The 21,997-nt window shown below is 60.1% G+C and carries 22 protein-coding genes and 1 pseudogene; 15 read left to right on the top strand and 8 right to left on the bottom strand.

Features of this window, described 5'->3' with window-relative positions; genetic code table 11:
• Nucleotides 1-172 precede the first annotated feature (172 nt).
• Both ACCC96_RS02105 and ACCC96_RS02100 read left to right on the top strand, forming a co-directional pair.
• On the top strand, nt 173-1,456 hold the full coding sequence (locus ACCC96_RS02105) for a tyrosine-type recombinase/integrase (RefSeq protein WP_413694869.1): 1,284 nt from the start codon (nt 173-175) through the stop codon (nt 1,454-1,456).
• Between the two features lie 142 nt (nt 1,457-1,598).
• Nucleotides 1,599-1,676: pseudogene (locus ACCC96_RS02100) on the top strand (protocatechuate 3,4-dioxygenase subunit alpha); the annotation flags it as partial.
• A gap of 161 nt (nt 1,677-1,837) precedes the next feature.
• Here ACCC96_RS02100 and ACCC96_RS02095 read toward each other — a convergent pair.
• From ACCC96_RS02095 to ACCC96_RS02085, 3 genes are all read right to left on the bottom strand, one after another.
• On the bottom strand, nt 1,838-3,169 hold the full coding sequence (locus ACCC96_RS02095; protein ID WP_413694868.1) for an OprD family porin: 1,332 nt from the start codon (nt 3,167-3,169) through the stop codon (nt 1,838-1,840).
• A 63-nt stretch (nt 3,170-3,232) separates the two neighbouring features.
• Nucleotides 3,233-4,777 (bottom strand): MFS transporter, encoded by a 1,545-nt coding sequence (locus ACCC96_RS02090; protein WP_413694867.1) that lies wholly within the window; start codon nt 4,775-4,777, stop codon nt 3,233-3,235.
• Between the two features lie 9 nt (nt 4,778-4,786).
• Nucleotides 4,787-5,995, bottom strand: a complete 1,209-nt coding sequence (locus ACCC96_RS02085; protein ID WP_413694866.1) for an aspartate transaminase — start codon at nt 5,993-5,995, stop codon at nt 4,787-4,789.
• 309 nt (nt 5,996-6,304) lie between these two features.
• Here ACCC96_RS02085 and nac point away from each other — a divergent pair, with 309 nt between their 5' ends.
• The 12 genes from nac to ACCC96_RS02025 all read left to right on the top strand — a co-directional run bounded on the left by nac (nt 6,305) and on the right by ACCC96_RS02025 (nt 16,075).
• Nucleotides 6,305-7,210 (top strand): nitrogen assimilation transcriptional regulator NAC, encoded by a 906-nt coding sequence (nac, locus tag ACCC96_RS02080; protein ID WP_413694865.1) that lies wholly within the window; start codon nt 6,305-6,307, stop codon nt 7,208-7,210.
• A 115-nt stretch (nt 7,211-7,325) separates the two neighbouring features.
• Nucleotides 7,326-7,754, top strand: a complete 429-nt coding sequence (locus ACCC96_RS02075) for an acetyl-CoA carboxylase biotin carboxyl carrier protein (RefSeq protein ID WP_413694864.1) — start codon at nt 7,326-7,328, stop codon at nt 7,752-7,754.
• A gap of 32 nt (nt 7,755-7,786) precedes the next feature.
• Nucleotides 7,787-9,139: an acetyl-CoA carboxylase biotin carboxylase subunit gene (gene accC, locus ACCC96_RS02070; RefSeq protein ID WP_413694863.1), complete on the top strand. Its 1,353-nt coding sequence runs from the start codon at nt 7,787-7,789 to the stop codon at nt 9,137-9,139.
• Nucleotides 9,136-9,807 carry a 5-oxoprolinase subunit PxpB gene (pxpB, locus tag ACCC96_RS02065; RefSeq protein WP_204124427.1) on the top strand — a complete coding sequence of 224 codons (672 nt, stop codon included), beginning with the start codon at nt 9,136-9,138 and terminating at the stop codon, nt 9,805-9,807. Before accC ends, pxpB begins: the two co-directional genes overlap by 4 nt.
• Nucleotides 9,804-10,775 (top strand): biotin-dependent carboxyltransferase family protein, encoded by a 972-nt coding sequence (locus ACCC96_RS02060; protein ID WP_413694862.1) that lies wholly within the window; start codon nt 9,804-9,806, stop codon nt 10,773-10,775. The genes pxpB and ACCC96_RS02060 overlap by 4 nt, the downstream gene beginning before the upstream one ends.
• A 12-nt stretch (nt 10,776-10,787) precedes the next feature.
• Nucleotides 10,788-11,192 carry a biotin/lipoyl-containing protein gene (locus ACCC96_RS02055; RefSeq protein ID WP_413694861.1) on the top strand — a complete coding sequence of 135 codons (405 nt, stop codon included), beginning with the start codon at nt 10,788-10,790 and terminating at the stop codon, nt 11,190-11,192.
• Between the two features lie 19 nt (nt 11,193-11,211).
• Nucleotides 11,212-11,979: a LamB/YcsF family protein gene (locus tag ACCC96_RS02050; protein ID WP_413694860.1), complete on the top strand. Its 768-nt coding sequence runs from the start codon at nt 11,212-11,214 to the stop codon at nt 11,977-11,979.
• Nucleotides 11,980-12,111: 132 nt separating this feature from the next.
• Entirely contained in the window at nt 12,112-12,864 is a 753-nt protein-coding gene (locus ACCC96_RS02045; RefSeq protein WP_413694859.1) for an SDR family oxidoreductase, read from the top strand.
• A 117-nt stretch (nt 12,865-12,981) separates the two neighbouring features.
• A complete protein-coding gene (locus ACCC96_RS02040; protein ID WP_007935475.1) occupies nt 12,982-13,683 on the top strand; it encodes an amino acid ABC transporter permease in 702 nt (233 codons plus the stop codon).
• A 6-nt stretch (nt 13,684-13,689) separates the two neighbouring features.
• The gene (locus ACCC96_RS02035; protein ID WP_413694858.1) at nt 13,690-14,433 is read left to right on the top strand and encodes an amino acid ABC transporter permease; all 744 of its coding nucleotides are present in this window, start codon (nt 13,690-13,692) and stop codon (nt 14,431-14,433) included.
• 23 nt (nt 14,434-14,456) lie between these two features.
• Nucleotides 14,457-15,185 carry an amino acid ABC transporter ATP-binding protein gene (locus ACCC96_RS02030; protein WP_177318277.1) on the top strand — a complete coding sequence of 243 codons (729 nt, stop codon included), beginning with the start codon at nt 14,457-14,459 and terminating at the stop codon, nt 15,183-15,185.
• A gap of 56 nt (nt 15,186-15,241) precedes the next feature.
• A complete protein-coding gene (locus tag ACCC96_RS02025) occupies nt 15,242-16,075 on the top strand; it encodes an ABC transporter substrate-binding protein (RefSeq protein WP_204124423.1) in 834 nt (277 codons plus the stop codon).
• Nucleotides 16,076-16,356: 281 nt separating this feature from the next.
• On the opposite strand, the gene ACCC96_RS02020 is transcribed toward ACCC96_RS02025, so the two are convergent.
• Genes ACCC96_RS02020 through ACCC96_RS02010 form a run of 3 tightly spaced genes read right to left on the bottom strand, consistent with a single transcriptional unit; the run spans nt 16,357 to nt 19,329 of the window.
• Nucleotides 16,357-17,280 (bottom strand): sugar ABC transporter substrate-binding protein, encoded by a 924-nt coding sequence (locus ACCC96_RS02020; protein WP_413694857.1) that lies wholly within the window; start codon nt 17,278-17,280, stop codon nt 16,357-16,359.
• Between the two features lie 49 nt (nt 17,281-17,329).
• A complete protein-coding gene (locus ACCC96_RS02015) occupies nt 17,330-18,484 on the bottom strand; it encodes a phytanoyl-CoA dioxygenase family protein (protein ID WP_413694856.1) in 1,155 nt (384 codons plus the stop codon).
• The gene (locus ACCC96_RS02010) at nt 18,481-19,329 is read right to left on the bottom strand and encodes an SDR family oxidoreductase (RefSeq protein ID WP_413694855.1); all 849 of its coding nucleotides are present in this window, start codon (nt 19,327-19,329) and stop codon (nt 18,481-18,483) included. Before ACCC96_RS02010 ends, ACCC96_RS02015 begins: the two co-directional genes overlap by 4 nt.
• 136 nt (nt 19,330-19,465) lie before the next feature.
• Between ACCC96_RS02010 and ACCC96_RS02005 the strand changes: the two genes are divergently transcribed.
• Nucleotides 19,466-20,491 carry a LacI family DNA-binding transcriptional regulator gene (locus ACCC96_RS02005; protein WP_413694854.1) on the top strand — a complete coding sequence of 342 codons (1,026 nt, stop codon included), beginning with the start codon at nt 19,466-19,468 and terminating at the stop codon, nt 20,489-20,491.
• Between the two features lie 10 nt (nt 20,492-20,501).
• On the opposite strand, the gene ACCC96_RS02000 is transcribed toward ACCC96_RS02005, so the two are convergent.
• Together ACCC96_RS02000 and ACCC96_RS01995 are read right to left on the bottom strand one after the other, a co-directional pair.
• Nucleotides 20,502-21,569 (bottom strand): maleylacetate reductase, encoded by a 1,068-nt coding sequence (locus ACCC96_RS02000; RefSeq protein WP_413694853.1) that lies wholly within the window; start codon nt 21,567-21,569, stop codon nt 20,502-20,504.
• A gap of 4 nt (nt 21,570-21,573) precedes the next feature.
• Nucleotides 21,574-21,987: a nuclear transport factor 2 family protein gene (locus tag ACCC96_RS01995; protein WP_413694852.1), complete on the bottom strand. Its 414-nt coding sequence runs from the start codon at nt 21,985-21,987 to the stop codon at nt 21,574-21,576.
• Between the last annotated feature and the right edge of the window lie 10 nt (nt 21,988-21,997).

Below are 21,997 nucleotides of genomic sequence, written 5' to 3'. Positions count from 1 at the left end.
CATTAAGGTTCTATTGGGAGCGTAAAACAATCGCAAAAACAGTCAGTTATGACGAGTTTTGTCTTTTGTGTTCCGCCTACAACCACGAAAAGCCAGGGGCCAAGGTATGGGCTGGAGTATGGGCTGAGACTCATCTAGATTGAGTCATCATCCTTTAAATAGGAGGTGACTGATGGCATCACTGACGACAAAAACCGTAGAGAAGATAATCAGGGCCGGGTTGGCTGGAATGACCAACGATGGCGACGGCCTCTACTTGAAAGTCGGCCGTTCTGGTGGCGGCAGTTGGATCTTTCGCTACAAGATTGCCGGCAAGAGCCGAGACATGGGGCTGGGCGGGAGCCCCGAAGTAAGTCTCGCGAAAGCTCGTGAGAAAGCAGCAGAGGCCAGAAAACTGAGCAAGTCAGGCGTCGATCCGCTCACCCGTCGGGATGAGGAGTTGGAGCGGCAACGGCTGGAAAAAGAAACCGAGCGTTTAGCTCAGGCCACAGCCAAGGCCAAGGCAACCCCCTTCAAAGACGTTGCTCTCGACTATATCGCTGCCCACAGGGCGGGCTGGAAAAATGCCAAGCATGCTCAGCAGTGGGAGAACACTTTGGCTACCTATGCGTTCATGGTCATAGGCGAGCTTCCTACGCAAGAGGTAGGCGTTGAGCATGTGCTAACAATCCTCAAGCCGATTTGGACAGTAAAACCTGAAACTGCGAGCCGGTTGCGAAACCGAATCGAATTGGTCCTTGATGCAGCAAAGGCCAAAGGGCTGCGCGAGGGTGAAAACCCCGCTCGATGGCGAGGACACCTGGACAAGCTTTTGCCTCCCCGCCAAAAAGTGCGTGCTGTGAAGCATCACGCAGCCATCCCATGGATCGAACTTCCCTCCTTGGTGGTGGCTCTTGAGAAAGCAGAAGACCTGAGTTCCAAAGCCCTGCGTTTCACCATCCTGACTGCCTGCCGAACCAGTGAAGTGCTTGAGGCTACCTGGGCGGAGATTGATCTCGTGGCAGGGATATGGACTATTCCGGCGTCGCGAATGAAAGCAGGGAAAGAGCACCGGGTTCCTTTGTCACAAGCGGCATTGGATCTATTGATCGCACTGCCACGGGTTAAGGGGAACAATCATCTATTCCCTGGTGCTCGGAAAGGACGCCCGTTGAGCAATATGGCGATGTTGATGGTATTGCGGCGAATGAAACGCGGCGACCTTACGACTCACGGATTTCGTTCGACTTTTAGGGATTGGGCGAGTGAGGCCACCCATTATCCTCGAGAGGTTTGTGAGCAGGCACTGGCACATGCAGTAGAGAGTGCCGTTGAGGCGGCTTATCGCCGTGGAGACCTTTTCAGAAAGCGGCAAATGTTAATGGATCACTGGTCACGATATGTGTGTGGCAGACAGGAAGTACAAGGCAGTGGGATAGCTATCAATGAGGTAGAGCTTCTTACTAATCCCCGCTGATGTTGGTCGTTTGTTACTAGCATGGGGTGCTGGGGGGGGGAGAGTGTTCGAATCACTCTCGGCGTCGACCAGAGTCGCTTTGCCGAAAACCGGCGGGTGCAGCAGGGCTGCGTGTCAGTGAAACAAATTCAACATATCTACAAAGGTGGATGGCAAGGCGGCTTATCGTTTCGACATACGTATTCAGGGGGAGGGTGAAACGGTATTCTTCGATTTTTAAATCCGCTTCGCGCCGAGCCAGTGAGTTCAACGAGCGAAGCTGACTACCGCAAACCTGTGATTATGTTTTGTAGCGCATGCTCAAGGTGCACCGCGTCTTGTGTGGGTGGTATCACCAGAAGCACACTGGGTGACGATGCGCATCACCCAGTGTGTAGGCTCTTACAGAATATTCAGCGGGTAGCTGATGATCACTCGATGCTCATCACTGTCCCGTTGCGTGGACACTTCAGTGCGCAACGAAGCGTGGCGCAGGGCGATGCTCAGGTCTTTGAGCGGCCCTTGCTGGACCACATAACTCACGGTCAGGTTGCGCTCCCATTCGCTTTTGTCGCCGGTGGGAGTACGGATGTTGGAACCGCTTTCGTACATGCCCATGAAACTCAAACCCGGAACCCCGACCTTGGCGAAGTCATAGCCGTAGCGAACCTGCCAGGTGGTTTCGCCGGCGCGCTGGAACTTGCCGATCATCGACTCCGTCATGAAATAGGCGGTGGAGCCGTCACCCTGGTTCAGCCAGACCGCGTCGCTGTCGCCGCTGACTTGCTGCAGGCCGGCGGCGATGGTGTGGCCGTTCACCAGGTAGGTGAATTGCGCGCTGCTCAGGCGACTGTCGACTTTGCCTTTGGTGACGCCGTCGCCGTAGTAGCCAAACGTGTAGAAAGCCGGGTCATGACCGTTGGCGCCATCGGAGCGGTTGTCGAAGTGACGCAGGTCGGTGCGCAGGGTGCCGGGGCCGACCTGCCAATCGTATTTGAGGCCCAGAAAGTTCTGTTTGTAGAAGTCCTGCAGGTTGCCGTAGTAGTACTGCAAGGTCAGGTCTTTGGTCGCTTTGTAGTCCACGCCACCGTAATAGAACTTGTTGACGAACTCGCCCGTCTGCGCGTTGTTTGCACCGGGAATGGACATGCCCATCTGGTTGCTTGAGCCGCGACCTTTGACATGCTCCAGCTGGCCGAGGGTGAAGGTGAAGTTCTCCAGATCCTTGGACTGGATCTGCCCGCCATTGAAGGTTTGTTGCAGCATGCGGTCGGTGGACATTACCACCGGCAACATCGGGACCAGCGTGCCGTATTTCAGTTCAGTGTTGGAGAACTTCGCCTTGGCCGTCAGGCCCAGGCTGCCGAACTCATCCACGGCACGCCCGTCGCTGTCGGTCGGAAAGATGTTGCCGTTGAAGTTTTTGCTTTCGGGGTTGTAGTGCCGGCCCTTGCCGGAGTCCAGCCGGATACCGTACATGCCAATGGCGTCCACGCCGAAACCGACCGTGCCCTGGGTGTAGCCGGACTGAAAGTTGGCGATGAAACCCTGGCCCCATTCCTGGGTGTAGTTGGGGGCGGCGGCGCCGCTGCGGTTGTCGGCATTACTGAAAAAGTTGCGGGCCAGCACGCTGAGCTTGCTGTCTTCTACCAGGCCTGCGGCGTAACCCTGTTGAGCGATGATCAGGCCGCAAATGCCGGCCACTACTTTAGGTGCGCGATTGAAAAGCTCCATCGGAGTCATCCCCATGAGTTGTCGAATGTTGTGAGAGGCAGTCAAAAGCGGCAGTAAAGGTTTTTATTGTTTTTCAGGAGCAGCGGTGGCCGGCAAGACGTTCAGTCTCACGGGCGGCAAGCGGTACAGGATGAACAGTGCGAGCACGCCGATGCCGGCGCAGAGCAGCAGGCCGACGCCCACCGACTGGGCCAGTGCATCGCGGGCCAGGTTCAGCCATTGTGGGTGTTCGAGCAGTGCGGCGTCGGGGTGCAAAAGGATCTGCGGGTCGGCGTACAACGCCAGTCCGTCGGCGTGCCCTTGGGCGATAAAAAGTCGTTGCAGGTTGGCGCTGTAAAGCAGGTTGACCAGCACGCCCATCGAAGCGGTTCCGAGCAATCCGCCCACCAGGCGCAGCGATTGGGTCAGCGCGGTGGCGATCCCGAGGAACTGGCGCTCGGCGAGGGTTTGAGTGAATACCGTCAGGTTCAGCAGGATGAATCCCAAGCCAAGACCCGCCAGCAGGATTAAGCCGAGCAACACATTGAAGGAGGCGCTACGCCCGGCGAGAGCCAGGCAGAAACATGCCAGCAGCAGCGCCACAAAACCGCACAGCGGTAACAGGTTTGGATTACGCAAACGGGTCACGATGCGGCTGTTGACGATCGCCCCCAGGGTGATACTCAGTGCCAGTGGTGTGATCAACAGGCCGGCATCTTGCGGCGAGTAGCCATAGCTGCCCTGCAGCAACAGCGGTAGATAGAACAGCAGCGAAAACATGATCGCGCCGGCCGCCATCGACAGCAGAAACAGCAGGCGCATGCTCGGTAGTCGCAGCAATGCCGAGGGCAGCAATGCATGCGTGCAGCGATGTTCCCAAACGTACAGCGCGACAGTCGCCGCCACGCAGATCAAACCCAGCGCCGCACTCAGCATCAGGCTGGAATGCCCCAGCCATTCGACGAACAACTGCAGACTGCCCAATGCCAGGGCGATCAGCAGCGCGCCCGGCCAATCGAGGCTGATCTTTGTCAGTTGCTGCGGGCGGTAATAAGGCAGGTAGCGCCAGGCAAAAAACAGCGCCAGGCAACCCAGCGGCAGATTGAGATAGAACACCGAGCGCCAGCCAAACGCCCCCGTCAGGTAGCCACCCAGCCCGGGGCCGATGGCGTTGACCACACTGAACAGGGCGCTGAGCAGCATCTGCCAGCGCAGGCGTTGCCTGGTGTCGGGAAACAGTTCCGGAATGCAGGCGAATGCGGTGCCGATCAACATGCCGCCGCCGACGCCCTGCAAGGCGCGACCGATCACCAGCAACAGCATGTCACTGGCCAGTGCGCAGGCCAGTGAAGCCAAGGTGAAAATCAGGGTGGCGGCGATCACGAAGGGCTTGCGCCCATAGTAATCCCCCAGTCGACCAAAGATCGGGATGGTGACGATAGACGCCAGCATGTAGCCCGTGGCGACCCACGCGTAAAGTTCAAAGCCCTTGAGTTCGGCGACGATGCTTGGCAAGGCATTGCCGATCACCGTCTGGTCGAGTGCCGAGAGCATCAACACCAGCGAGATGCCCAGCATCGCCAGCAAGGCCTGTTTGAAACTCAGGGGAGGGAGGGTCGCCACGGCCATCGTCGGTCCTCAGCTCAACGCCGCAACGGCAGCAGCAATGCGCGAGCAACCTTCGTCGAGGGTCTTGATGTCGGTGGCAATCGACATCCGGAAGAACGGCGCCAGGCCATATGCGGTGCCTGCCACCACCGCCACACCCTGGCTTTCCAGCAGGTACATGACCACGTCGTAGTCGCTGTCCAGCTGCTTGCCCTGGGCCGTGGTTCTACCGAGCAAACCTGAGCAGTTCACATAGAGGTAGAACGCCCCGTCGGGCTTGCGGCAACTCAAGCCGTCAATGGCGTTGAGCAGTACCAGGCAGCGATCCCGGCGTTGCTGATAGACCGCCACGCTTTCCTTGACGAACGCCTGGTCGCCATTGAGCGCTTCGACGGCGGCGGCCTGGCTGACCGAACAGGCATTGCTGGTCGATTGCGATTGCAGGGTCGCCATGGCAGCGATCAGGTCGGCCGGGCCTGCGGCGTAGCCGATACGCCAGCCAGTCATGGCATAAGTCTTGGACACGCCGTTGACCACCAGGGTGCGCTCGGTCAACGCTGGTTCGATGGCGAGGATGTGCGGGTTGTCCAGGCCTTCGTAGCGGATGTGCTCGTAAATGTCGTCGGTCATCAGCAACACCTGCGGATAATCCAACAGCACATCGGCCAGGGCGCGCAGTTCGGCGGCGCTGTAGCTGGCGCCGGTCGGGTTGCTGGGCGAGTTGAGCAGCAGCCAGCGAGTGCGTTCGGTGATCGCGCCGCGCAGTTGCGCCGGGGTCAGCTTGAAGGCGTGTTCTTCCGGGCAGGCGAGTGTGACGGGGTCACCTTCGCAGGCCAGCACCATGTCGGGGTACGACACCCAGTACGGCGCCGGAATCAACACTTCCTCGCCCACGCCGAGGGTGGCGGCGAAGGCATTGAAGATCGCGCTCTTCGCACCGCTGGTGACCAGGATCTGATTCGTACCGTAGGTCAGGCCGTTTTCTCGGGCCAGCTTGGCGACGATGGCCTGGCGCAACTCCGGGGTGCCGGCATTTTGCGTGTAACGGGTTTCGCCGCGTTCGATGGCGGCGCTGGCCGCTTGCCGAATGTGCACCGGGGTATCGAAGTCCGGCTCGCCGACGACCAGATTGATGATGGACTTGCCTTGCCGGCGCAGTTCGTTCGCACGGTCGGATGCGGCGCTGCTGGGCGATGGTTTGATACGTTGCACACGGGCGGCGATGCGGGAGGCGGTCACGTGTCGTTCCTCGTTGATGACGTTGACGAGGCCCTACAGTACGAGTCGCTACCCTGGCCGCCATAAGACGAGATCGTTCTGGTCGGATAGGCATCGCTTATGGCTGGAACTGCACAGTGCTTGCACTAATACGGTGCGCCCAGGCCTGTATGCCCTTGGCGGGTATCAACGCCGACAGCAACGATCAAGCCATAGCAAAGGCTTATGGTTGAGCCTTGCAGTTCACCACGTGTGCAATGTTCGGGGCTGGCCTGGCTCTTGCTAAAGCTTGTGGGCAGCCCCCCTTTGTTGAGCAAGAGCATCGCCACCGTGAACCTGCGTCGTTTGAAGTATTTCGTGAAACTCGTCGATATCGGCAGCATGACCCAGGCCGCCGATGTGCTGCATGTCGCCCAACCGGCACTCAGTCAGCAACTGGCCACGCTGGAGGCGGAGTTGCAGCAACAATTGCTGATCCGCACCAAACGCGGCGTCACCCCGACCGAGGCGGGGAAGGTGCTCTATGGGCACGCGCAAATCATTCTGCGCCAATGCGAACAAGCTCAAAGTGACATCAACGCCACGGGGCAGGCCTTGTCCGGGCAAGTGTCGGTCGGGCTGGCGCCAGGCACCGCTGCATCGACGCTGTCCCTGCCGCTGTTGCGCAGGGTGCGCGAGCGTCATCCGGGCATTCTGCTGTACCTCAATGAAAACTTCGGCACCACCTTGAGCGAGTTGATCATGAATGGCCGGATGGACATGGCCGTGCTCTATGGCGGGCGTGAAGTCCATGGCTTGAGCTTCGTCTCGCTGCTGCGCGAGCACCTCTATCTGGTGAGTGCCGATCCGGCTGTCAGCGCTCTCGACGAGATCCCTCTGGCCGACCTGGCGGACATGGACATGCTCCTGCCGCGTCCCTACAACGTCATGCGTCGACTGGTGGATGAAGCCTTCCTGCGCATCGGCCTGAGTGCGCGGGTGGTGGCTGAAATCGAATCTTCGATCACCCTGACTGCTGCGGTCGCCGAGCACTTCGGTTCGACGATCCTGCCCGAGTCCTCGGCGCGGGTGATGGTCGCCGACACCTCGATGCACATGTGTCGCATTGTCGAGCCCGCGGTCGAGGCGCCGCTGGCGCTGTGTCTGTCCGGTCACCTGCCGCTGTCGGTGCCGGCGCAAGCGGTCAAGGCGATCCTGCTGGAACTGGTCGCCGAGATGCGCGGCAGCCTGATCTGAGTGGTCATAAGGACGGCTTATCACCCCAAAGCCAAAGCGTCTTGGTCGTCGTTCGGCGGGCTCGCTACATTGACCCCATCCACTTAAGACACGCTCGACAGGCAGGGGCCCACGCATGGATTCAGAACGCATCAAGGGGTTGATCGATTTGCTCGCCGAATCCGATCTGCTCGAACTGAGTCTGACCGAAGGTGACAGTACGGTTCGTCTTTTCAAGCAGGCCGGAAAGGTTTTGACCGCAGAGCCGTTGACCGGGCCATTGCCGGTATCGGCACCGCCGCCATCCACGGCAGATACCCCGACGGTGCAGGCCATCGAGGTCAAGGCCAGCCTGTACGGCGTACTGCATCTGACGCCCGCCGCAGGGGAAGCACCGTTTGTCACGGTCGGCGAGCAGGTCGAAGCCGGGCAGACCCTGGCGGTCATCGAGGCGATGAAAATGTTCCACCCGGTCAAGGCCAAAGCCGCCGGACGGATCGCCGCGATCCTCGCCCAGAGTGGCGCCGAAGTCGAAGCCGGTCAGTCGTTGTTCCGTCTCGACTGATCCCAAAGCCCATCCTCTTTCAGGTGAATTCAATGTTCGACAAAGTGCTGATCGCCAACCGTGGCGAAATCGCCCTGCGCATTCAGCGTGCCTGCCGTGGCCTGGGGATACAGACCGTGGTCGTGCACTCCGAGGCCGATCGCTACGCCCAGTACGTGCAAAACGCCGATCAGGCCCTGTGCATCGGGCCGGCGTCTCCCGGCCAGAGTTATTTGAACCAGGCTGCACTGCTGTTCGCGGCCAAGGTCAGCGGTGCTCAGGCGATCCATCCGGGTTATGGCTTTCTGTCGGAGAATGCCGGGTTTGCCGAACGCATCGAAGCCGCCGGCCTGACCTTTATCGGGCCGAGCGCCGAATGCATTCGCACCATGGGTGACAAGGTCGCCGCCAAACGGGCGATGCGCGAAGCCGGCGTACCGTGCGTGCCGGGTCCGGATTCGGTGATGCCCACCGATGATGAAAGCATCCAGGCCATCGCACGTGAAATCGGTTATCCGGTGATCGTCAAGGCCGCTGGCGGCGGTGGTGGTCGTGGCATGCGCGTGGTGAAAGAGGAGGGTGAACTGCTCGATGCCATCGCGCTGACCCGTGAAGAAGCACGGCTGGCCTTTGGTAATCCGGAGCTCTACATCGAGAAGTTTCTCGGTCATCCGCGGCACGTGGAAATACAGGTGTTGTGCGATGCCCATGGCCATGCGATCTGGCTGGGTTGCCGCGATTGCTCCTTGCAACGTCGGCACCAGAAAGTCCTGGAAGAAGCGCCGGCGCCTGGTATCGACCCGGAACTGATTGCCAAAGTCGGCGAGCGCTGTGCCGCTGCTTGCCGGCAGATCGGCTATCGCGGCGTCGGCACCTTCGAGTTTCTGTATGAGGACGGTGAGTTCTTCTTCATCGAGATGAACACCCGGCTGCAAGTCGAACACCCGGTGACGGAGATGACCACCGGCATCGACATCGTCCAGCAGCAACTGCGCATGGCCCGGGGCGAAGTGCTAGAGCTGCGCCAGCAAGACGTGCAGCTCAATGGGCACTCGCTGGAATGCCGGATCAACGCCGAAGACCCGATCACGTTCATGCCGACCCCGGGGCTGATTCAGCGCTGGGAAGTCCCCGGGGGCTTTGGTGTGCGGGTCGATTCTCATGTCACCACCGGCTATCGGGTGCCGCCTTATTACGACTCGATGGTGGCCAAGGTCATCACCCACGGCGCGACACGCGATGAGGCCATGGCCCGGATGCGCCTGGCCCTGAGTGAAATGTACGTGGAAGGCATCTCGACCAATATCCCGCTGCACCGCGACATTCTCGACGACCCGGCGTTCTGCAGCGGTGGCGTGGACATTCACCACCTGGAGCGCTGGTTGCAACAACGGAGTCCGACATGAGTACTGCTTCTGTATCGCTGCGTCCGCACATCAGCCTGCTGGGGTCCACGGCTTTGCTGTTCGAAGCCCCCGGCGAGCTGGATCTGGCGCCGCAACAACGCATTTGGAGCCTGGCTTTGCAGGCTGGGCAATGGGCCGACATACACGAAGCGGTCCCTGGCATGAACAACCTGATGCTGACCTTCACCAAGCCGCCGCGCGACCTCAACGGATTGTGCGAGCGATTGCTTGAGGCCTGGGAGCAGAGTCAACCGCTGCCGCTCGAAGGGCGCATTGTCGAGTTGCCGGTGGTGTATGGCGGTGAGTTCGGTCCGCACATGGCTGATGTGGTGGCGCACACCGGGCTGGATATCGACACCATCGCCAACCTGCATTGCGAACCGTTGTATCCGGTGTACGCCTTGGGCAGCCATCCCGGTTACTGCTACCTCGGCGGCATGGACCCGCGTCTGGCCACGCCACGGAGGCAGGTGCCGGTGATCAGTATTGCCGCTGGCTCCGTGTCGATCGGTGGGGTGCAGACCGGTGTTTCGGCATCGGCCGGTCCCAGCGGCTGGAACACCATTGGCCGCACCGAAATGTCATTTTTTGACCCGACCCAAAACCCTCCGGCCATGCTGCGGCCGGGCGATATGTTGCGCTTGCGCATCGAGAGGATCATTCGATGATCGAGATTTTATCGGCCACCGCCCTGGCCACCGTGCAGGACTTCGGCCGCTTCGGCAGCCTCGGTTACGGGGTGGGAACCTCCGGCGCGATGGACCATCTGGCGCTGGCGTTGGGCAACCTGTTGTTGGGCAATCCCGAGGACGCGGCGGCGATCGAAATTCCGCTGTTTCCATTCGAGGTGCGGTTTGTTCAGGACTGTGCTTTTGCAGTGACTGGCGCGGCCAGTGAAGCCTCCCTCGACGGTCAGCTACTGCCACCGTTCTGGGTGGCCCAGGCCAGGGAAGGCCAGGTGCTCAGCCTTGGTTATCCGACCTCCGGTAGTCGTGCCTATCTGTGCCTGGCCGGTGGTATCGATGTGCCGCAGGTGCTTGGCTCGCGTAGCACTCAACTGCGTGGTGAGTTCGGTGGCTTGCAAGGACGAGCCTTGCAGCAGGGTGACCGGATCTCGGCATTGCGTGCGGGAATGAGTGTGCTGCCCACTGATTTCGGGGTGGTGTCGCCGAGCCAGGCGTTGCCATTGCAACGCGATGGGCTGCCGGCCATGCGCGTCCTTCCAGCGGCTGAGTATGAGTGCTTTCGGGAGGATTCCCGTGCGGCATTCTGGGCTGGCGAGTGGAAGGTCACTACCCAGAGCAACCGTTACGGCTACCGGCTCGAAGGTGCGCCGATCTTGCCCAAGGCCGCCATGGAAATCCGTTCCCACGGCATCGTTCCCGGGGTGATTCAGGTGCCCCACGGTGGGCAACCGATCATCCAGATGCGCGACGCGCAACCCAGTGGCGGTTATCCGAAATTCGGCACAGTGATCGAGGCAGACCTGTGGCGCCTGGGTCAGGCACCGATCGGTAGCAAAGTGCGGTTTATCGAGTGCAGCTACAGCGAAGCCGTCGCGGCCCTGGAAGACAATCAGCGCTATCTCGAGGAGGTTCGACGTCTGGTCGAGCTTCACGGGCTGGCCTCGCGTTAAGGACATTCGAACATGACAAATCAGGAAATCCGCCAGTTGGCGGTGTGGCTCAAGGAGACCCACCTGGCTGGCGCGGAAATACGTCGTCCGGGGCTGCACCTGGTGCTCAAGCGCAGTACCGACGAAGTCGTCGTACCGGCTCGAGTCGCGGTGCCCGTGGCACCAAGCGTAATCGATGAACAGCTATTGAAGACCCCAGGCCTTGGCCGGTTGCTGTTGACGCACCCCGAGCAGAGCGACGTGCTGGCATCGGTCGGCAGTCGGGTGGAACAAGGGCAGCTGATTGCCCTGCTGCAAGTCGGCGACCTGCTGCTGCCAGTCCGCAGCCACAGGGCCGGGCGGGTGACGGCGGTGCTGGTGCCTTGCGGCACGACGGTGGGTTATGGCGAGGCGTTCATGCGCCTGGATGCGGCATGAACGGGCGAGGAGAACAGTGATGAAAATTGATTTGAACGCTGATCTGGGCGAGGGCTTCGGTCCGTGGCGCATGGGCGAGGATGAGGCGTTGATGAGCCTGATCTCCTCGGCGAACGTGGCGTGCGGTTTCCATGCCGGCGATCCGCTGATCATGGACAACACCGTACGCCTGGCCAAAGCCGGTGGCATCGATCTGGGCGCTCATGTGGGCTTCCCCGACTTGATGGGTTTCGGTCGGCGGCAGATGAACATCGAACTCAAGGAGCTCGCGACTTATGTGGTCTATCAGCTCGGCGCGCTGGCGGGGATGGCGGCGGTCAATGGTCACCGCATGACCCACATGAGCTTTCACGGCGCGCTGGGCAACATGGTCGCGGCCGACGCGGCACTGGCTGAGCCATTGGTGTATGCGGTGGCGGTGTTCGATCCGACGCTGATCATCAGCTCGTCGAGCAGTCGTGCCATCGAAAACGCTGCTGAAAAATGCGGACTGCGGGTCGCCACGACGTTTCTCGCCGACCGCGCCTACGACGATGACTGCCTGCTGGTGCCGCGCAAGGTTCCAGGCTCGGTCATCAAGGAACCGACGGCCGTGCTGCAGCGGGTTCGGCAGTTGCTGGAGGAGGGCACGGTGACCAGTCTCAATGGCAAGCGCATTGCCGTGCCGGCGCACTCGATCCTGTTGCATGGCGACACGCCCGGTGCAGTGGAACTGGCACGCACGATCCGTCGTGAAATCGAGTTGGCCGGCGGCTGTATCACACCGATTTCGCAGCTGCTGGCGTAACGCTCGCACGGTCATAAGCAGGGCTTATTGCCACACAGTCATTCCGTCTTGGTCCAGCGCTTCAGGGCTGGATAGAGTCGAAGCCATTGCGATCACCCGAGTGATCCGCACACGTAATACGAGGACAGCTTCATGCCATTTTCAGATTACAAAACCGCGCTGGTGACCGGCGCCTCTTCCGGGATTGGCGCTGCAGTCGTCGAGCGTCTCTGTCAGGAAGGCGTGCAGGTGCATGCCTTGGCCCGCAGCGCCGACAAGCTGCAGGAACTGGCCGCTAAAACCGGCTGTATCGCTCATGCCATCGATGTCACCGACCTGGCCGGGCTGACGCGTCTGTTCGAAACACAGCCGTTCGATATTTTGGTGAACAACGCCGGTGTCGACAAACCGGGCTCGATTCTCAAGGCTGACGCCGAAGGCATCGACTTGCTGATCGACGTCAATTTGCGTGCGGTATTGCACCTGGCGCGTCTGGCGTTGCCGGGGATGGTCGAGCGCGATTGCGGCCACATCATCAACATCAGTTCGATTGCCGCGGCGTACAACTTCGGTGGCAACTCGACTTATCACGCGACCAAAGCGGCGGTGAGCATGCTGTCGCGACAGTTGCGCATCGATTCCTTCGGCAAGCGGGTACGGGTCACCGAGATTTGTCCGGGGCGAGTGGCCACCGACATCTTCGCCCACGTCCACGGTGACTCCGAAGAAACCTACAAGCGCTTTGTCGAAGGGTTCGAACTGCCTCAGGCCAAGGACATTGCCGACGCCATTGCGTTTGCCATTGCTGCACCGATTGCGGTCAACGTCGGGCACATGGAAATCACCCCGACCCTGCAAGTGCCCGGCGGCCTTTCCACCGCCCGTCCGCAGGATTACCAGGGCTGAGTTCTCCCGCACGAAACGCTACAGAAGAACGGATCGATCCGTCATTGCTGCACCCACACCAAGCTTGTGCTTGGTGACTTGTTCCTGCCCTTAGCCCAATGCGGATAGGGATTAACCATGAAGCATGACTTCGATTTGGCCGCGGTTCTGCAAGGCGAATATGCCGAGCTGATCGTCAAGGGCATCGAAATAACTCTACAGCTGGCGCTGTTCGCCTGGCTGCTGGCAATGGCACTGGCGCTGTTGCTGGTGACCGTGCGCCTGACCGGCAACAAGTATGCCGACCGACTGGTGGCCGGTTACGTGTCTTACCACCGCAACGTGCCGACACTGGTGCAATTGATGCTCTGGTATTTCGGTGTGCCGACCTTGCTCAGCGAGTCCACGCAACTGTGGCTGGCGAACTACAGCACTGAATACCTGTTCTCGGTGATTGCCCTGGGGCTGTGTCAGGCGGCGTATTTCTGTGAAGACATCCGCAGTGGCCTGCGCGCCATTCCGGCCGGGCAGACTGAAGCCTCCAGGGCACTCGGGTTGGGTTATGTGCGCTCGATGCGTTACGTGATCCTGCCGCAAGGCGTGCGCAATTGCCTGCCGTCCTTGATCAACCACACCGTGCTGTTGTTCAAGAACACCAGCCTGGCCATGGCCATCGGCGTGGTGGAACTGACGTACGCCACCCGCGAGGTCGAGAACTACACCTTTCGCACGTTCGAGTCTTACCTGGTCGCCACGGTGTTCTACCTGGTCTTTTCATTACTGTTGATGGGGCTCGGCGCGCTGTTGGCGCGACGCTTTAACAAAGCGCTGGCGAGGTAGACGACGATGTTCGATATCTTTTCGATTGTGCAGCAGAACTGGACCTTGTTCCTGATCGGCCAGTACCCGCACGGCCCTTTGGGCGGGTTGGCGAGTACGTTGATTCTCGCGGCGCTCGCGCTGTTGCTGGCATTCCCTTTCGGCTTGCTGCTGGCGTTGGCGCGGGTTTCGCCGTGGACCGGGCTGCGTTGGGCCGCCACGGTCTGGGTGTATGTGCTGCGGGGCATCCCGCTGCTGATGGTGATCTTCTGGACCTACTTCCTGGTGCCGTTGCTGATCGGCCATAACATCACCGGGTTCGTGACCATGCTCTGTACGCTGGTGATCTACCAGAGCGCCTACCTGTGCGAAATCATTCGCGGCGGTATCCAGGCGCTGCCGGCGGGGCAGTACGAAGCGTCCCGGGCGCTGGGCCTTGGTTACCTGCGCACGACGATCTGGGTGATCTTGCCGCAAGCGTTGTACAACGCGCTACCCAGCCTGATCAGCCAGTTCATCTCGATCGTCAAGGAAACCTCCCTGGGTTATGTGATCAACGTCCAGGAAGTGACCTTCGCCGCCAACCAGGTCAACAACCAACTGCTGACCAAACCGTTCCAGGTGTTTTTCATCCTGGCGATCATCTACTACCTGCTCTGTTTCGGCCTGACCCATCTGGCCGGCTGGGTGGAGCGCCGTATCGCTCGCAAGCGTCTGGGTAATGGCGGTCAGGCCGTGGCGGCCGACCCCTTGCTGGCCATCGATAATTGAAGAGGGTTGCGTCCATGCATCCAATGATCATGTTTTCGAACATCAATAAATGGTACGGCGAGTACCACGCGCTGACCGACATCACTGCTGAGGTGAAGCCCGGAGAAGTGGTGGTTCTGTGCGGCCCGTCGGGGTCCGGCAAGTCGACGTTGATCCGTACGGTCAATCGTCTGGAAGACATCCAGAAAGGCCAGATTCTGTTCGACGGCCAGGACGTGCACGGCACTGATGCTCACATCAATCGGCTGCGCAGCCGTGTAGGTTTCGTGTTCCAGAGTTTCAACCTCTTTCCGCACCTGTCGGTGTTGGAAAACATCACGCTGGCACCGACCAAAATCCGCAGCCTGAAAGGCTCGGCGGCGAAGCAACAAGCCATGCAGTTGCTTGATCGGGTTGGGCTGGCACACAAGGCCGGCGCCTATCCGGCACAGTTGTCCGGCGGTCAGCAACAACGGGTGGCGATTGCCCGGGCACTGGCGATGGAGCCGCCGGTGATGTTGTTCGACGAACCCACCAGTGCCCTCGACCCGGAAATGGTCGGTGAAGTGCTGAACGTCATGAAGAGTTTGGCCAAGGATGGAATGACCATGATGTGCGTGACCCACGAGATGAATTTCGCCCGTGAAGTCGCTGACACCATCTGGTTCATGGACGCGGGTCAGATTCTGGAAAAGAGCACGCCCGAGAGCTTTTTCAATCAGCCCTCGCACCCGCGAGCACAACGTTTTATTGCCGATCTGCGCGCCCATTGAGCCGCAGTGATTTTGCTCCCTCTGCCATACGACTTTCCAATCCCAGGAGTTTTTCCATGCGTATGAAGCATCTGTTTGTCACGCTGGCGTTAGGTCCTCTGGCTGTTGCGGTGGCGCAGGCCGATCAATTGAGCGACATCATGGCCAAGAAATCGTTGAGCTGTGGTGTGTACGCCGACGTGCCGCCATTTTCCGCCCCGGACCCGAAAACCCGTGAGCTGGTGGGTATGGACGTCGACCTGTGTAAGGCCCTGGCCAAGACCATGGGCGTCGCATTGGAGCTCAAACCGCTGTCTGTCGAAGCACGGATTCCTGAAGTGAAAATGGGCCGAGTCGATGTGATCTTCGCCAACCTGGCCTACACAAAAACGCGGGCTGAACAGATCCAGTTCAGCGATCCGTACTACATCGCCAAGGAAACCCTTGTGGTGCGCGCGGCCCACGCCGATCAACCGAAGAGCTACTTCAAGGACAAGCGCATCAGCTCCACCAAAGGCTCGACCTCCGAGCAGTCGATCCGCATTGCCGGGGCCACACCGGTGACGTTCCAGGACACCGGTTCGGCCTACATGGCCTTGCAGCAGAACAAGGTCGTGGGCCTGGTGACCAACACCATGACCGCCCTGAAACTGGTCAATCAGGCCAAGGCCAGCGGCGTCGAATTGGCGCTCGCCAAGGAGCCGATGGCGCTCGAGCCAATTGGCGCGGGCATGCGCAGGGATGAGCCGGCGTTCCTCGCCAAGGTCAACGAGTCATTGGCGACCATGGAAAAAGCCGGGGAGATCGACGCGATCTGGGATCGCTGGATCGGCCCGAACACCGAGTACAAAATGGTTCGCGAGGACAAAGTGCAGAGCCTCAGCAGCTTGAAGTTCGATCCTTTGCCTTGAACCGATACACCGTCATTGCCGAGCAATGATGGAAGAAGCCCGGCGAGTGTTCCAGCGTCGGGCTTCTTCACGTGTGTGGGCTGTTGGCTTGCTATAAGGTGGCGTCCGTATGTCAGCTCAGGCCGAGAAAAAACTTAACGCCGTGTCCGGGATTAGTTGACTACTACAAACCAGTTCTAAAACGTTTTACACCGCCTGGACCTATATACGGACACTGGAACTGCGGAGCGACGTTTTCGTTCTATCCAACCTTCATCTGTCGGCCGTGCAGCGCGTCCCGATCAAGGGTTAAGAAATTCCTGATAGTTGGCCTTGGTGATCAGCCGATAGGGAATGGTCAACTGTGCTGTATAGGGTTCTTTCCTGATCATCTTCAGTGCCAGATCAATGGACCCGCTGGCCTGGCCCTTATTGTCCTGATAGACAGTCACCAACAGTTGATCCTTCTTGATCGCGTCCAGGCCGGCGGGGCCACCGTCGCTGCCACCGACCAGAATATCCTTGCCCGAGCGCATGCCGGCCTGGTTGATGGCCATCGCTGCGCCAATGGCCATTTCATCGGCGTTGGCGGCCACCGCATCGATTTTTTTGCCTGAGAGAATCCAGTTGTTCATCAGGTCCATGGCCTTGCTGCGCTGCCACTCGGCGCTCTGTTCTTCGACCACGTGGATGTCCGGATAGCTTTTGAGCACTTCCTTCACCCCTTGGGTGCGGTTGTGGGTGGCATTGTTGGAGAGCAGGCCGAGCATGATCGCCAGATTGCCCTTACCACCCATTTTTTCCGCCAGGTAGCGCATTTGCATTTCGCCGGCCTTTATCTCGTCCGAACCCACATAGCCGACGCCCGGCGGCAGTTCGGCCTGGTCGGGACGGCGGTTGACGTAGACCAGCGGGACGCTGGCCTTGCGCGCGTCGTCAGTTATCTTTTGCGTGGCGGCGGTATCCACCGGGTTGACGATGATCGCGTCCATGCCTTGGGCGGTGAAGTTCTGCACTTGGTTGAACTGGCGCACCACATCGCCCTGAGCGTCTTCGAATTGCAGGGTCACGCCCGGGAGTACCTTGGCATGGGCGGCCATGTAGTCGCGCATCTGCGCAAGGAACACATCGTCCACTTGGGCAATGCTGACGCCGATGCGGATATCGGCCAGTGCCAAGGGCGCGAAGACGGTGGCAAAGAGGAAGGTCAGGAGTCGTTTTTTCATGGTTTCAGTCCGGTTTTGTTGTTGTTTTTGAATCGTCTGGAAACACAGGTCATGCCCGGCGCTTGGCGCTCATCTGCGCGACACACTCGGCAAAGGTCGCGTAGGGCCAGCGTTCCGTTAGCGCCTGCAGCATCAACTGCTGCCCGGTCTGCGGGGCCAGGCCATGCAGGGGCGGGTCGGTATCGAGGTTGGTTGGAAATGCGTAGCCGTCGGCGGTGCAGGCGATCACCGCGTTCAGCCCTTGTGCATCCAGCACCTTGTCGGCCAGGCGCTGCAGCAGGCAGGGGTAGAGCGCCAGCATCATGCATTCGCGGTCCACTGTTTCCATGGGCTTGCCGAATGCCGAGGAGATTTGCAGCAGGTTGGCCATGCGCTGGCGATCCGGTGTGTGATTGGTGCCGGCGGCGTGAAACAGCGCCGGGTTGAAGAACAGCAGATCGCCCTTATTCAATGGCAGCTGAACTGCGTGATGCTGGAAGTAGTCGATGAACTCCAGACGGCGCCAGGCCAGGTAACCCAGTGCGTATTGCTGGGAAAACGGCAACAGCAAGGTCGGTCCAGTTTCCAGCGGCATATCGGAGTGGGCTACGGCCCCTTGCAAAGTCAGGTACTGCGACAACGCATGCAGGGGCAACGGGAAGCGCTCGACCACGTCCTCTGTCTGGAAACCCAAGTGATAGTCACGATGGGGCTTTTGCGCCTGGCCGCCCGGGTACACCACGTTGACCTGTGCCGTGACTTGAAAGCCGGGTCCCAGCCAGGATTCGGCAATCAGCCCCAGTAGCGGGTTGGCGTAGTACTCGACAAAAGACGACGGCGATTGCAGTGCCGCCTTTTGCAACGAATTCCAGATGCGCCCGTTGGTGCCGGCCTTGGCGAAGTGATCGGCGGTGAGGCCCTGGGCGGCTTCCCTGGCGAAGATGGCTTCGAACACCTGACTGTGGCGATCGACCACGTCCAGGTCTGCATAACCCTGGCGCACGACCATGACCCCGGGGCCGTCGCGAAACAGTCGGTGCAACTCGCTCTGCACCTCCACGCGATGTCCATCGCGCAAGGTCTGCGCGTGATAGATCGGCACATTGTTTTGCACGTCGCTGCAGTGGGGATAGTCCTCGGCATTGGCCTGTTGTTCGCAGAGTCGGGCGAAGTCCTGCAGCTGCACTGAATCGGCACGCACAAATGCGGACAGCGGCTGGTTCATAGCGCGTCTCCCGTCAGGCTCAGCGGGCTGCCAGGGCGTGGGGCAGTGTCGTCGCCGCAGCCGATCACGCCTTGCTCCAGGTCGATGACCGTGCCGGTCATCATTCCCGATTCGCGCGACAGCAGGAACGCAACGCTCTGCGCCACTTCCTCGGGTTTGAGCAGGCGACCAAACGGTTGCGCACGCTCGACCGTCGCCAGCCAGCCATCCTCGGCACCATGGTAGCGGCGCTGGATCTCATCTTCATGGGGCGTGTCCATCCAGCCGATGTTCAAACCGTTGACCCGAATGCGGTTGTGCAGGGCGCTGAAGGCCACGTTTTTAGTCAGGATCGCCAAGGCGCCCTTGGACGCCGAGTAGGCGGTCAGATACGCCGGCCCACCGTGGCTGACGATGCTTTGGATGTTGACGATGGCGCCTTCCACACCTTGGCTGATCATCAGCTTCAACGCTTCCTGCATGAGGAAGAACGGTGCGCGCACGTTGACCGCGAACAGGCGATCGAACAGTTCAGGGGATGTGTCGAGGATGCTGCCGCGATCCGACATGCCAGCGCAGTTGACCAGGCCATGAAGGGTGCCGAAGCGGGTGCGGGCGGCCTTGATCACCGCACGGCAATCCTCGACGCGTTCCAGGTCGACCTCGACGAAAAATGCCTGGCAATCGAGTTCAGCCAACTGGCGGACCTGGGCCTGGCCCTGGTCAGCGCGGCGCCCGCAAATGATCAGGCCGGCGGCGCCCCGGCGCGCCAGGGTGTGGGCCACCGCCGCACCGAGGCCCTGGGTACTGCCGGTAACGACGAAGTACTTACCACTTAACGAGATGCTGAGGTCGGTTTGAGACATGGGTTTCTCCTGGCTTTTTGTTGTTATGAGCGCTGTTGTCCGTGCGTAGGCTCGACGCCTGGCGAAACTGAGCCTAGCATTAGCCTCACCTCAGTAATGCTCAAAAGAGCCTCAAAAAAACCTCAGGCTCAGAACGATGCTCGAACGTGCCAAACACTTTTCCATCAAGCAGCTCGCCAGCCAGGCGGGGGTCAGCAAGGCGACTGTCGATCGCGTCCTGCATCAGCGCGGCAGCGTGCATTACCAGACCCGCCGTCGCATCGAGCAGGCCCTCGACGAGTTGGAGGACCAGGAAAAAAATGGCCTGGCGGCCGGGCGTACCGTTCATGTCGACGTGATCATGCATACACCGCAGCGCTTCAGCGCGGCAGTGCAGGCGGCGATGACCGCGCAATTGAGCAGCCTGGCGCCGTTTCGCATCGCGCCGCGGTTTCACTTGTTTGAAGACATCGAGCCACAGGCCATGCACGACCAGTTACTGCGCTGCATAAGTACCGGCAGTCAGGGCGTGGTGCTCAAGGCCGCCGACGAGCCGGCGGTGAACCTGGCGATCAAGCAACTGGCCGCGGCTGGCATTCCGGTGGTCACGCTGGTCACTGACCTGCCGCACAGCGAGCGTATCGGCTATGTCGGCATGGACAATCGCACGGCCGGGCAGACCGCCGCCTACCTGCTGTCGCGATGGCTGGCGCCACAGCCGCAGGACGTCGCCGTGGTCATCGGTAGCGAGCTGTTTCGCGGTGAAGAAGAGCGGGAGATGGGCTTTCGCATGTGGCTGCGCAGCCGTGCCGCGCATTTGCGGGTGCTCGACATCAGCGGTGGCTACGGGGTTTACGAGCGCACCTTCGAGCGCGTGATCGAGGCGCTGAAACAGCACCCCGAGCTCAAGGCGGTCTATAGCGTGGGCGGGGGCAACCGGGCGATTGTCGACGCGTTCGCCGCACTGGATCGACCGCTTGAGGTGTTTATCGGCCACGATCTGGACGAGGAAAACCGCCAACTGCTGGCCGAGGAAAAAATCGCCGCGATCATCGATCACAACCTGCAGATCGATGCTCGCCACGTGTTCTTGCATATCCTGCAATTCCATCGCCTGTGGAAGGCCGGACCAATTGCGTCGTCGCAAGTGCAGATTGTCACGCCGTTCAATCTGCCTTACTGACTCATCTGTTTTAAGCCGGGCGAACACCTTCGTACGCATCTTGCAGCAGCTGCCGGATGGCCTTTGCTTCAATCGGCCGTGGGTTCCAGTAGGGGTTGGACAAGGCAATGTCCGTCGCCCGATCCAGGTCGGCCTCGGTCAAGCCCAGGTCCTTCAGCCGGGTCGGAGCGCCCAGTGAGCTAGACAGGTCGAACAGTGCCGCCGCCGGGCTGCAATCCTCAACGTTCAACGCTCGGCAGATGCGCGACAAGGCTGGAGCGGCAGACTGGTTGTAGGCAATCGCGTGCGGCAGCACGATGGTATGGGTTTGTGCATGGGGCAAGTTGAAACTGCCGCCCAAGGTGTGGCAAAGCTTGTGATGCAACGCCATGCCGACGTTGCCGAGCACGGTACCGCAGAGCCAGGCGCCATACAGGCAGTCATCGCGGGCATCAAGATCGCTTGGATTGTGACGGATGGTTTTCATGCCGGCGGCGAGCGCCCGAATGCCTTCCTCGGCCATCAGCGACATCACCGGATTTCCGTCCTGGGCATACAAGCCTTCAGCGGCGTGGGCAATGGCGTTCATGCCGCTGGTGATGGACATGTCGACGGGCAGACTGACGGTAAGCTCCGAGTCGTAGATCACGGTTTTGGGCAGCACGCGCGGATCTTTGCCGGTGCGCTTGAGGCCATTTTCGGTCAGGCCGAATACTGGCGTCATCTCAGATCCGGCATAGGTGGTCGGGATCGCCAGGATAGGCAGCCCCGAGTCCATCGCAATGGCCTTGCCGAGTCCTGTGGTTGAGCCGCCGCCAATCGCCACCGCGCAATCCGCGCCCAACTTGCGTGCCAGTTCGCGGGCTTCCCGGGCCGTTTCGATGGGCACGTGCATGACGGCCTTGTCGAAAATGTCCGCTGCACGGTTGCCGAGTAATTGGGCAATATTTTCGGCTTGGGCGCGTTGTTCTGGCGTGCAGAGAACTAGCGCACGCTTGGCACCCAGTCGATCGATTTCTGCTTCCAACTGTTGCAGCGAACCTTGGCCGAAGATGACGCGCGATGGTTGGCCGTTATAAATAAAGGGGGACGTGGACATACGTCTATTCTCCGCAAGCAGGTAGGGATGATGAACGGGTGGCGATAGGGGTCGGTTGATAGGCAAACAATTGCCAATTCATTCCTGTCCTCAGCCAGACATTTAACGTTCGGTTCTGGATTGTTTTAGCCACGCCATGGGAAGTGATATCGGCAACCATTTCGCCAAAGACCATGGCGGTGTCTCCTGATTGGTGGACCTTATGAACAACGTGTTGAATGCGGTGATAGATAGAAAGTCCATCACGCAAGTTCTTCATAAAGCTGTCACGGTTATCCACTTTGCCACTGGAGTGGACATAGCTGAGTTCGGGATGAAGTAGACGCTGAATGCTTTCGACGTCATTTCGTTGCATCGCCTGATAGCGTTGCTCTTCCAGCGCTGAAATCAACGCAATGATGGACGGCTCGTTGCTCATGGGGCTCTCG

The organism is Pseudomonas sp. Pseusp11 (assembly GCF_047304405.1).
GTDB lineage: Bacteria > Pseudomonadota > Gammaproteobacteria > Pseudomonadales > Pseudomonadaceae > Aquipseudomonas.
The sequence above is the reverse complement of the archived record's forward strand: the minus strand, read 5'-3'. Positions and strand labels throughout refer to the sequence as shown.

Bases quoted from the DNA above. Each gene is read 5' to 3' on its own strand.
- ACCC96_RS02105 (WP_413694869.1), top strand. From the start codon at position 173: ATGGCATCACTGACGACAAAAACCGTAGAGAAGATAATCAGGGCCGGG.
- ACCC96_RS02095 (WP_413694868.1), bottom strand. From the start codon at position 3,169: ATGGAGCTTTTCAATCGCGCACCTAAAGTAGTGGCCGGCATTTGCGGC.
- ACCC96_RS02090 (WP_413694867.1), bottom strand. From the start codon at position 4,777: ATGGCCGTGGCGACCCTCCCTCCCCTGAGTTTCAAACAGGCCTTGCTG.
- ACCC96_RS02075 (WP_413694864.1), top strand. From the start codon at position 7,326: ATGGATTCAGAACGCATCAAGGGGTTGATCGATTTGCTCGCCGAATCC.
- accC (WP_413694863.1), top strand. From the start codon at position 7,787: ATGTTCGACAAAGTGCTGATCGCCAACCGTGGCGAAATCGCCCTGCGC.
- pxpB (WP_204124427.1), top strand. From the start codon at position 9,136: ATGAGTACTGCTTCTGTATCGCTGCGTCCGCACATCAGCCTGCTGGGG.
- ACCC96_RS02060 (WP_413694862.1), top strand. From the start codon at position 9,804: ATGATCGAGATTTTATCGGCCACCGCCCTGGCCACCGTGCAGGACTTC.
- ACCC96_RS02055 (WP_413694861.1), top strand. From the start codon at position 10,788: ATGACAAATCAGGAAATCCGCCAGTTGGCGGTGTGGCTCAAGGAGACC.
- ACCC96_RS02050 (WP_413694860.1), top strand. From the start codon at position 11,212: ATGAAAATTGATTTGAACGCTGATCTGGGCGAGGGCTTCGGTCCGTGG.
- ACCC96_RS02045 (WP_413694859.1), top strand. From the start codon at position 12,112: ATGCCATTTTCAGATTACAAAACCGCGCTGGTGACCGGCGCCTCTTCC.
- ACCC96_RS02040 (WP_007935475.1), top strand. From the start codon at position 12,982: ATGAAGCATGACTTCGATTTGGCCGCGGTTCTGCAAGGCGAATATGCC.
- ACCC96_RS02035 (WP_413694858.1), top strand. From the start codon at position 13,690: ATGTTCGATATCTTTTCGATTGTGCAGCAGAACTGGACCTTGTTCCTG.
- ACCC96_RS02030 (WP_177318277.1), top strand. From the start codon at position 14,457: ATGATCATGTTTTCGAACATCAATAAATGGTACGGCGAGTACCACGCG.
- ACCC96_RS02025 (WP_204124423.1), top strand. From the start codon at position 15,242: ATGCGTATGAAGCATCTGTTTGTCACGCTGGCGTTAGGTCCTCTGGCT.
- ACCC96_RS02020 (WP_413694857.1), bottom strand. From the start codon at position 17,280: ATGAAAAAACGACTCCTGACCTTCCTCTTTGCCACCGTCTTCGCGCCC.
- ACCC96_RS02015 (WP_413694856.1), bottom strand. From the start codon at position 18,484: ATGAACCAGCCGCTGTCCGCATTTGTGCGTGCCGATTCAGTGCAGCTG.
- ACCC96_RS02010 (WP_413694855.1), bottom strand. From the start codon at position 19,329: ATGTCTCAAACCGACCTCAGCATCTCGTTAAGTGGTAAGTACTTCGTC.
- ACCC96_RS02005 (WP_413694854.1), top strand. From the start codon at position 19,466: ATGCTCGAACGTGCCAAACACTTTTCCATCAAGCAGCTCGCCAGCCAG.
- ACCC96_RS02000 (WP_413694853.1), bottom strand. From the start codon at position 21,569: ATGTCCACGTCCCCCTTTATTTATAACGGCCAACCATCGCGCGTCATC.
- ACCC96_RS01995 (WP_413694852.1), bottom strand. From the start codon at position 21,987: ATGAGCAACGAGCCGTCCATCATTGCGTTGATTTCAGCGCTGGAAGAG.